Raw genomic sequence first — 10,144 nt, 5'->3', positions numbered from 1 at the left:
ACTTCGTAATGGTCACTACGGTCCGCGCTATGGCCTGTCGGGCCGTCAAGCGGATCCGGGCGGGCTCCGGCTCCAACATGTCCCATGCCTTGCTCGCTCGGGTATCGATGTCGGGGCGGGCGCAGGTGTCATACGGGCGGCCGCGGCGCGCCCCACTCCCGGAACGACTTATCCACAGGGTTCGGCAGGCATGCATATCGCTCCTGCCCCTTGCATCTGCTCGTGTCCCCTGCACGCGTCTGGAGCTTGTGAGCGCAGGTTATCTGGTTAGCCCAGGTATACCTCAGCCGGAGTCCTGTACGCGAGCGCCTGGTGAGGCCGCTGGTGATTGTAGAACCCCATGTACTCCCCGATGCCAAGTCGCGCCTCGCGCGGAATGGAGTAGTCCTTGAGATACACCTCTTCATATTTCAGAGATCGCCAGAACCGTTCAACGAAGATATTGTCCCACGCTCGTCCCTTGCCGTCCATGCTGATCTGGACCCCGGCGCTCTTCACGAGATCTATGTACTGCAGGCTTGTGAAATGGCTGCCCTGGTCGCTGTTGAGTACCTCCGGCCTGGCTGTGTCCAACGCCTTTCCGACCGCGGCCAGAACAAAGGGCATCTCGAGCGTCTCATCCACCTCCCATCCGACAATGTAGCGAGAGAACCAGTCTATGACGGCCACGAGATACATCCAGCTTTCCCGGAGCCGTATATACGTGATGTCTATGCCCCAAACCTGGTTGGGTCTCGTGATCTCCAGACCCCTGAGCAGATAGGGGAATAGCCTGCTCTGAAGGTCGCGACGGCTCAGATTGGGGCCCGGGCAGATGCCGGCGATCTGCATATCGCGCATGCATCGCTGAATACGTTTCCGGTTCACATGCCAACCTTGCCTGCGCAGCATTTCAGTTATGCGTCTTGAGCCGAAAAAGGGGTGCGCCGTGTATATCTCGTCTATCTGGCGTCTGATTGCCACCTCCTCCGGCGACGGCGGCCTCGGAGTGTAGTACAGGCTAGATCTGCTCACACCGAGAAGCTTGGCCTGCAAGCTGAGAGGAATCGTCGATCCGTCCAGCTCAAGCAGTGCAGCGCGTTCAGCCCTGGACACGGTTGATTCCAGTCCTTTTTTTTAACCAGGACAGCTGGGTGTTCAGCTTTCCGATCTCCGCATAAAGCTCCTTTAGCTCCCGCTCATGGGCGGCTCTCAGCGCTTCCTCAGAGCGCTCTTCATCTGCGAACAGGTTCTTCATGTTCTCAACGGCAGTGGCCTTCCAGCGGGACAACAGCGAGGGGGATACGCCTACCTCTGACGCAATCCTGGATAGGGGCTTGTCCTCCCTGAGAAGCGCAATTACGACTTCAGCCTTGAACGATGGTGTATAGCTCTTCCTCATGGCCACAGTCTATCTTATTTCTCCTCGCTGCAGTGTCCAAATTCCCGGGTCCACTATACTACTGGGTGCTCTGCGCGCTCATCAAGATCTCGACGGCCCCCGGTCAGCTTGGAAAGCCCCTGGAACCCCAACCGGGCCGCTCACTGTGTGGATGCAGAAGCGCCTATGTGGACCGCAAGGCCATACGCATCACATAGCAAGTGGCTGGTAGCGGAGACGTGAAGGCAGCGGTGGACGAAACGATGACATTGATGTGCGCTGGCACTTGACCCATCAGTCGCCGATGCGGTCTTCGACCGGCTCGTTCACAGTTGAAATCGCATACGCCTTAAGTGGGAATCCATGCGGAAGGTGGAACATCAACCGCAGCGAATCAACCAACCATCAACCAGAGAACTGACCTACGCCGCGCATCGCATTGCTTCGCCCCGACATCGACTGGATGGTGTTCGTCGGACGACAGCTTCGGCGGAACACGCGCCAAGGTAGGGAGGAAGGCAAATGCTGGCGGATATCATCGGATGCGTTGTTGCTGCAGCGGTTTTCGCTGCGCTCGGGATACTGCTTATCAACGAGAAGTGCTTAACCCTGTATACCGCCTATTTCGCAGCTACACCCGAGCAAAGAAAAGCGTATGACAAGAGAGCTTTAGGCAGATTTGGAGGAGGGTTGATGCTCTTCTTCGCTGCATGCATGGTGTTGGCCATGGTAGGGGTCATACTTGAAGTCGGCTGGATGAGCACGGTGGTCATTGTGCTTGTGATTGTCGGAGGACTGACGGCATTTGTCTATGCGAATACGGGCAATAGGTTTAAGGTGAAATAGCGGGGATTCTGGCCTCAACGTGCATGGATTTCGCGCCGAACAGGAACATGTGCGTCTACTCCACTATTGGGGGGAATGCGTATGAATAGGAGGTCTGGCAATCGTCGATCTCGACATTCGCGTATATGATCCCAATGGCGCCGAATCATCTGTCAGCGGGTGCGATCCAGCAATGGACTACTACTTCGCGGTCATAGTTGCCGAGCACGTCTGACCCCAGTCTCGATACATAACACATGATTGATCAAGCGGCGTGCTTCTTCAGGGAAGCACGCCGCTCTGTGAATCTGCGGGAATCTGTGTTTGCGCCTCTCCGTGTTATGCGCCCTGTCTACTTGGCAGGGCTCACGGTAAGCTGATAGGCTTCAAGCATGTTGTACTCGCCACTGGAGTAGGGCTGCACGACCACGTAGTACCTCAGCATCGGCGCAAGCTGCAAGGTGAGGTCCATGAGGGCGCCCTTGCCGCCGAAGTCTTCCCTCCTAATATCCTTTCCAGCAGAATCTACGACCCTAAGCACGAAATCAGCCGGCTGTGTGCATGTGATACGCACCTTGCCAAGGAGCGGCGCGTCGAAGCACCACCAGTCTTGATCAGCGCTAGTAGCTATGACCCCGGTTGCCGGTTGCCCCAGCTGAAGGCCCTTGGCCTGGTTGAGCGAGTCGTTGGGTTCCGCGGGATCGTACAGTGCGGGCTTGACCACGATCCTCATGTTGTACGGAGCGTGCATGTTGTAGGCGGCCTGGCTATACCCGCGCATCAGCACGTAGTAGGCGCCAGGTTCGAACACGTCGCGCATCGCTATCATGTTCGATCCGATGCTTCCCAAGTCGCCCCCCGCCAAGACGGTTTTGCCGTCGCGGTCCATTATCCCCAGCCAGTAGTCGGCAGGTTGGTCGGATTCGACGACTATCTGCGATGGACCAGTGATGTTCAGCTTGTAGTAATCCTGATCGTCCGGGCGGGATATGAACGACGCGAATGGCTGCCCGAGAGGCGGCGCGGCGGCCTGCTCCGGTGCGTCGTTGGGTTCGAACCTATCGATTCCTCCGGGAGTGACGGTTATGGTCATGATGTACGGAGTGTGCATGTTGTAGTAGCCGGCGCTGTACCCGCGCATCACCACATAGTAGGCGCCTGGCTCGTACACATCGCCTTCAAGGAGCATGTTCGCGCCGGCGCTGCCCAAGTCGCCGCCGTACAGCCGTTTTGCGCCGGAGCTGTCCATGATAGACATATGGTAGTCGGCCGGCTGGGTGGATGTGACTTTGATGCTTGCGGGCCCTGATACATCTATCCGATAGTAGTCAACATCTCCCGGCCTGTAGATGAAGGAATCGAACTGCCTGCCCGAGACCACGGTCGATGCCTGCTGGATGCTGTCGTTGGGCTCGAACGCGTCGCGAGCCTCCCGGAAATCCGCTCTCAGCGTGTATGGGTCATCGGACTTGGCCGAGCTCGAGTATCCGCGTACGAGTATGTAGTAGTTGCCCGGCTCAAATACGTCGGCATCGAGCACCATGGTTTGTTTAGGGCTGCCCAGGTCGCCCCCTGTTATTTGAGTTCCTGCTTCGTTCAATATCGCCATGTAGAAATCGGCGGGCTGCGTGCATGTCACGTGGAATGTGCCATGCGTAGGCACGCTGACCTTGTACATGTCAACATCGCCGGTGGTGGATATGGCGCCGGTGATATCTGCGCCCAACCCTATCAGGTTTGCGCTTGCGATATCATTGTTGGGTTCCCGCTCTGCCCGCAAGTAATCAGGTTGCGGCGTCGGCGGCGTTGCAGGCTGCGTGGTTGTCGGCGGAGTCACTGACACTGGCGACGGTTTTGTCAGAATGGCACGCCAGGGAGAACCCTTTCCGCCGGTAACATTGCAGTCGAAAGTGCCTTCCATGGTCAAACCACCTGATGCATCCTGAACCACCCTGCCTGTGTAGACCTGGTTGCTGTTCCCGATGATCCGTTCGAAGCTGACTGTGCCATCAGGCTGCACCCTGCCGTTTGCCAGAGTGCTGCCGAGCACTGTGCCTGAGAACGTTGTTCCGCTCTGCTTGATCGTCAGCTCACCGCCTGACTGGTTGGCGCTGATGCTCCATGTCCCGGAAAGCTCGAACAAGGGAGTGGGCGCCGGCGGAGTCACTGCGGTCGGTGGCTGTGCTGCGGTAGGCGGCTGTGCTGCGGTAGGCGGCTGTGCTCCCGCAGGAGGCTGTGTTGTCTGACCGAGCGGGATGCCGCTCGTCGGCGGCTGGCCGGGGTTGACCTGTATCAGGGCCACCTCTGACCGCGAATAGGCCATCAGAGATCCATCAGCCATGCGGAATACGAAGTGATCCACGCCGTCGAATGTGAAGAAGCCTACTAGCTGAGCATCATGTGTAGTTCCGTTCAGGAGCGTAACAGATGAACCGAGAGCACTGGCCGATAAGGCAAGTAAACATGCCGCTGCCAGCAGCACAGTCAACCCTGTTCGTCGCGCGTACTTCATGGTGGCTACCGTCCTCCCTTGTGTGGTGAAACACGGCGATGATTCTAGCAAAGTCGCGCATGTTCCTGCAGACGAGGTCGGTTTCCAGCAATTGATGCATCCTGTCCCTCCTTCACGAGAGATCAGGTGTCAGGTCGTGAGTAGCTCGGATACTCGAAGGAGACGGCGCGCCATACTCAATGAAACAGTGTTGCGCTGATTATGCCGACAAGTCTTGCGGAAAGCCCTCATTCGCCAGCAGGAAAATGCGGATCAGCGCCGAACAATACTGACGCAACGTATCGCAACACCTGTTGCGGAAACTGCTGGGGGCTGATTCTATGGCTACAGTGAGAGAACTAGCGCGGATGTTGGGAGTATCGCCCTCCACAGTGAGCCGAGCTTTGCGCGGGACTGAGGGAGTCGGCGCCGAGACGGCAACCCGAATCAGAAACGCAGCTCAGGCCCTGCAGGTAATGACGTCGCGGTTGCCGCAACGCGCTGCGACTGGTGCCGGCTCCAACGCGCTCGCAGGGATAAACGGAATTCGTCCGATTGCGTGCATCATTGCGAATCCCGTTGGCAGTCTCAACTCTGACCTTTTCTTCTCAGACATCATCGCCAGTGTATCATCGTATGCTGGGCGTATCGGCAGAACCGTACTTGTGGAGACCACTGACGCGTCCTCGAGATCTCGCATACCTGAGCCAGTGGCAAGCGGACATGTAGACGGCTGTATCGTTGGTGGAATCCCAATGTCACAGCAATACATCGATTCGCTCATGGCCACGGGCGTCCCGTGTGTGTTCATCGGCAAGTACCTTGGGGGCCGGACTGACCTTTCAGCGGTAATCCCCGACAACGTTTCAGGCGGCAGGCTTGTAGGCAGACATCTGGCGGAAAGCGGCTACGAGGAATTCGCGTTCTTGGGTGGTGACTTATCCATACAGACCTTCGCCGACAGATACGCTGGTTTTGTCGCAGGCCTCGCCGACATGGGCGCCTCATTGCGGCAGGATCTTGTGATAATCGACGAGATTGACCAGACGGGCGGCCACAATGCCATGATTCGCCTCATCGATGTGGCAGGTAGCTGCCGCCTGGGCGTGTTCGCGTCGACCGACTGGATGGCGGCGGGGGCTCTGCGCCTCCTCAATGAGAGGTCAATTGGTGTTCCGGCCGACGTTGGCCTGGTGGGCTACAGCGACCTGGAGCTTGCAGCGCACCTTTATCCCAGCCTCACCTCGGTGCAGGTGCGGCGTGATACGGTGGGCCTCATGGCCGCGCGAACTCTGCTGGATATCGTGGAGGGGCGGATAGCAGGCCCCATACAGGTAGTCCTTCAGCCTGGGCTGATAGTGCGCGAGTCTTCGCGTATGGCCCAGGAAGTACAGGGGGTAGAGCTGCCATGACCAGCGGGCCTGTTGCGCTTGTACCTCTAGATGATCGTCCATGCACGACGGTGTTTCCCGTGCGCATCGCGGAGATGGCCGGAATCGACGTTGTTGCCCCGCCGCCTGAGATCTTAGGACGTTTCCTGGAACCCGGCCTGCCCGATGCTGTGCTGGACTGGCTTGAGTCGACGGCGCCGAACGTATCGGCGATGCTGGTGTCGCTGGAAATGGTGCTGTACGGGGGGCTGATCGCATCACGTTCGAGTAAGGTGAGCCTCGACATTGCCCGCAGGCGGCTTGGCCGACTTGCACGGATAGCAATGTGCAACCCCACGACGAAGATGCTCGTCTCCGGCGTGATAATGCGGATCACCACTACAGGCCGCAGCTCTGAGTTCCTAAAGCACTGGGAGATGCTTCACCGGTTCTCTGTGCTGACGGCCAAATCTGCCGAGGGCGTTGCGACAGCTGCCGAACTGCGTGAACTGGACGACGTGAAGCAGCAACTGCCCCCGGCTTTGCTTGAAGACCATCTGAACGCGCGCCGCCGTAACCACGCGGTCAACCTCATGTCGGTAGCACTCGCGTCCATGGGAGTATTTGGCTTTCTCATGCTGGGCCAGGAAGACGCCGATGTATACGGCCCACACATGGCTGAACAGCGAGCGCTCCTCGACTATGCCGGACGCCTTGCGGGCATCGCCGACGGAATGCCTGAATTTCTCTGCATTCACCCTGGCGCTGACGAGTTGAATATGACTCTGCTTGCGCGCCACATTTCCGACACGATGAACGTCAGCGGCAGACGCGGCTCGCGCCCGAGGGTTTCAACGATTTTCATGCCCGAAGAAGGCAGGTTCACTGTCCCCAAGTTCGAGGATAGGCCGCTTGCCCAGAGTGTCGAGTCTCAGATAATCGCGGCCGGGGCCGTGCCTGTCGAAGCGGTCGACGGTGAATCCGACATCGTGCTGCTAGTTCACGCCCCCGACCCCGCCTGCGAGGTGAGGGTCGATCACGTTGCCCAGGGCGCACAGGCACGGGGCAGTGGGCGGGAATACATAGACACCCGGATACTCGAGAAGTTGGCTGACAGCGGTCGCTGTGGCAAGACCGTAGCAGTTGCCGATGTACGAACCGCGAATGGAGCCGATGTTCAGTTTGTCCGAACCTTGCTTGACATGTCCCTGCTGAACAAGCTGTCTGCATATGCGGGATGGAATACAGCTGCGAATTCCATAGGCACCGCCCTGGCCACAGCTATTGCGGCATGGGCCAACCCCGACAACTGGATGCCGCGCGCCCGGTTCCTGTTTGAGAGGCTAGTAGACGACTACCTGTACCAGTCATGCACACGCGCTGAGGCCACGAGCTTACTCCAATTTAGAGGCATGGATCCCTGGAACTTCGGGCTCGCTCAACACGCTGGAGCCGAGGAGCTTGCCCTCGCAACCCTCCGGGGCCAGGCCGAGGCCCTGTTCGAGGAGTGCTTTCCGCACTTTGGCCCGGAGTGCTGCCGACTCGCCAAGCTCAGCCTATGCTTGCCCTGGGATCGCCTGTTTGAATGCAAGGTAGATGCTGCTTTTGAGCCTGAGGAGGATGATGAACCGTGTCCAACTTCGTCCAGTTGTTGAATTCTCATCCTTTGACGCTGATCATGAGTCTGCCTGGAAACAAGCCCGACCTGGCTGTGGCTGCGCTTGACGCCGGCGCCGATGTGCTGAAGGTGCACATCAACGTGGAGCACAGGGCCTCTGGGCTCAAGATGGGCTCGCTGGAAGAAGAACGAGCGAGACTTGAACGTATCCTCAGCCTCGCCGGCGAGCGCAAGACGCCTGTGGGGATTGTCCCCGGCGCGTTTCCCGGCGCTTGGGGGCCCGAGATGCGCGAGCTTGAGCTCATGGGTTTCGACTTCTACTCCATATATGCGCACGAGCTTGGGGCGCATGCCCTGACCAGCACGTCCATGACAGGCATGGTGGCCGGAGACCACACATACAGGCAGGCCGAGTTCGAGGCCATGGCACTCGCTCCGTTCGGGATAATCGAGGCCTCAGTAGTGGAGGGGGAAGGATACGGGAAACCGCTGTCGTGGCGGGACTTGTTGCACTACAAGAACATCGTGGACTGGACCGGAAAGCCCGTGGTGGTGCCTACGCAGCGGCGTATCAGAGTCGAAGACCTTGCGGCGCTGCGATGGAGCGGGATACGTGGGCTGATGCTGGGCGCAATTGTTACGGGGCGAGAGGCATCAACAGTGTATCAAGCGGTGAGAGAATTCCGGGCAGCCATTGATTCTGAGGGCAGGTAGCATGAGCGAGGTTAGACGAGCATACAGCGCAGACATTGCAGTAATAGGCGGCGGGCCATCAGGCGTAGCCGCAGCCATAGCTGCCGGGAGAGCCGGGGCCAGAGTAGTGCTGATCGAGCGTCTGGGCTATCTGGGAGGCATGTCGACGGCGGCGTTGGTCTGGCCCTTGATGACATTTCATGCCCAAAGCGGCCAGATTATCGCCGGCATAGGCCAAGAGATTGTGGACCGCCTCCAGCAGCTGGGGTTTTCGCCTGGCCATGTGCCCGACACCATCGGATTCGTTCCCACAGTAACGCCGGTGGAGCCTGAGGGGATGAAGCTTGTGACCATGGAGATGGTCAGGGAGTCGGGAGTGCAGCTCCTCCTGCATCAGCTTGTAAGTGAGGTCCATGCCGCCGATGGCCGGATAGACCACATAATCCTGACGGGCCTGTACGGATCGATGCTGGTAGAGGCCCGAGCCTTTGTCGACTGCACGGGCATAGCAAGGCTGGTTGAAGCCGCCGGCGGCCAGGTTGCGGCGGGCAGGGAGGCCGATGCAATGACTCAGCCGGGAACACTGATGTTCCGGGTGTCAGGAGTCGACATGTCGGAAGTGGTCAAGTACATGAAAGAGAATCCCGATGACTTCGTGTTGGGGTCGAGCCCCGATATGCTCGATCCCAAGCAGTCGATTGGCGTTGCAGGTTTCTTTAGTAAACTCGCTGGCGCGGTTAAGACTGGCGAGTTCGGTATAAACAGGGATAGGCTGTTGTTCTTCTCAGGAATCCACTCTGATGAGGTCATAGTGAACGTGACTCGAGTGAAGGGAATAGACCAACGCGATCCGTTTGATGTCACGCGCGCCGAGGCGGAGGGCCTGCTCCAGGCGCATCAAGTGTTCCGTTTCATGAAGGAGCACATACCAGGGTTCGGGAAATCGCGCCTTGCGCAGACCGGGTCGCAGATAGGAATACGCGAGTCGGCCCGCCCGGTGGGCCACTACATACTCACTCAGGACGATCTCATAGAGGGCAGAGAGTTCGATGACGGCATTGCCAGGGGGGCGTTCCCCATCGACATTCATTCGCCCGACGGCAAGGGCCTCACTGCAATAAGGCTCAAGCGATCGTATGCGATTCCGTACAGATCCCTTGTGCCGATCAGGTTGACAAACGTTATCACGGCGGGCAGGGCGATATCCGTAACTCACGAGGCATATGCGTCCACCAGAGTGATGCCCACATGTTTCGCAACTGGCCATGCAGCGGGAGTGGCCGCTGCCGTGGCCGTTCGTCAAGGTGGCCAGGCGGCGATCTTTGCGGATGTAGACGTGAAGCAGGTGAGGCAGGATCTGGCGGCCGCTGGCGCCATACTCCATGAGGGCATGGAGTGAGGTACATAAGAACACCAAATCAAGGAGGGCACCGATGATGAAGCGTATTATGGTTCTTGCACTCACAATGGTGATGCTGCTCTGCATCGCATCGCTGGGCATGGCCAAAGGCCCGACGATCAACCTGTGGTTCGCGGGCACCGAATCGCCTCTGATGAAGGCGATGAACGATGAGATCCTTCCTGCGTTCAGGAAGGCCCACCCCGACATCGACCTCGTTGTGACCTTCGTACCCTGGGGCGATCTATCCACAAAGCTGACGACATCGTTCGCAGCAAAGGTTCCGCCGGATGTGTTCATGCACGGGCAGGCGGCAACCGCCGGGTTTGCCTTCAACGACAGCATCGAACCCCTTGACCGCTCTATGGCGACCCTGGCCGACGCCGGG

8 protein-coding genes are annotated in these 10,144 nt (G+C 58.7%); 6 read left to right on the top strand and 2 right to left on the bottom strand.

Features of this window, described 5'->3' with window-relative positions:
- Window positions 1–267: 267 nt before the first annotated feature.
- A protein-coding gene (locus VB144_06530) for an IS3 family transposase (GenBank protein MEA4883299.1) occupies window positions 268–1,381 on the bottom strand; the annotation gives its coding sequence in 2 pieces (ribosomal slippage) (window positions 268–1,095 and window positions 1,097–1,381; 1,113 coding nt in all).
- Window positions 1,382–1,882: 501 nt separating this feature from the next.
- Between VB144_06530 and VB144_06525 the strand changes: the two genes are divergently transcribed.
- On the top strand, window positions 1,883–2,206 hold the full coding sequence (locus VB144_06525; protein MEA4883298.1) for a DUF3784 domain-containing protein: 324 nt from the start codon (window positions 1,883–1,885) through the stop codon (window positions 2,204–2,206).
- 331 nt (window positions 2,207–2,537) lie between these two features.
- On the opposite strand, the gene VB144_06520 is transcribed toward VB144_06525, so the two are convergent.
- Window positions 2,538–4,697: a hypothetical protein gene (locus VB144_06520; GenBank protein MEA4883297.1), complete on the bottom strand. Its 2,160-nt coding sequence runs from the start codon at window positions 4,695–4,697 to the stop codon at window positions 2,538–2,540.
- Between the two features lie 320 nt (window positions 4,698–5,017).
- Here VB144_06520 and VB144_06515 point away from each other — a divergent pair, with 320 nt between their 5' ends.
- The 5 genes from VB144_06515 to VB144_06495 all read left to right on the top strand — a co-directional run.
- Window positions 5,018–6,088, top strand: a complete 1,071-nt coding sequence (locus VB144_06515) for a LacI family DNA-binding transcriptional regulator (protein ID MEA4883296.1) — start codon at window positions 5,018–5,020, stop codon at window positions 6,086–6,088.
- The gene (locus VB144_06510) at window positions 6,085–7,701 is read left to right on the top strand and encodes a DUF4127 family protein (protein MEA4883295.1); all 1,617 of its coding nucleotides are present in this window, start codon (window positions 6,085–6,087) and stop codon (window positions 7,699–7,701) included. Before VB144_06515 ends, VB144_06510 begins: the two co-directional genes overlap by 4 nt.
- Complete coding sequence (locus VB144_06505; GenBank protein ID MEA4883294.1) at window positions 7,677–8,378, top strand: hypothetical protein; 702 nt, start codon at window positions 7,677–7,679, stop codon at window positions 8,376–8,378. The genes VB144_06510 and VB144_06505 overlap by 25 nt, the downstream gene beginning before the upstream one ends.
- A gap of 1 nt (window position 8,379) precedes the next feature.
- Complete coding sequence (locus VB144_06500) at window positions 8,380–9,756, top strand: FAD-dependent oxidoreductase (GenBank protein ID MEA4883293.1); 1,377 nt, start codon at window positions 8,380–8,382, stop codon at window positions 9,754–9,756.
- A 37-nt stretch (window positions 9,757–9,793) separates the two neighbouring features.
- Window positions 9,794–10,144, top strand: a 351-nt coding sequence (locus tag VB144_06495; protein ID MEA4883292.1) for an extracellular solute-binding protein, incomplete at its 3' end; no start/stop codon positions are given.

Source organism: Clostridia bacterium (assembly GCA_034926675.1).
Lineage (GTDB): Bacteria > Bacillota > DTU025 > DTU025 > DTU025 > JAYFQW01.
Note: the sequence above shows the minus strand (reverse complement) of the source record. Positions and strands in the feature narration are given on the sequence as shown.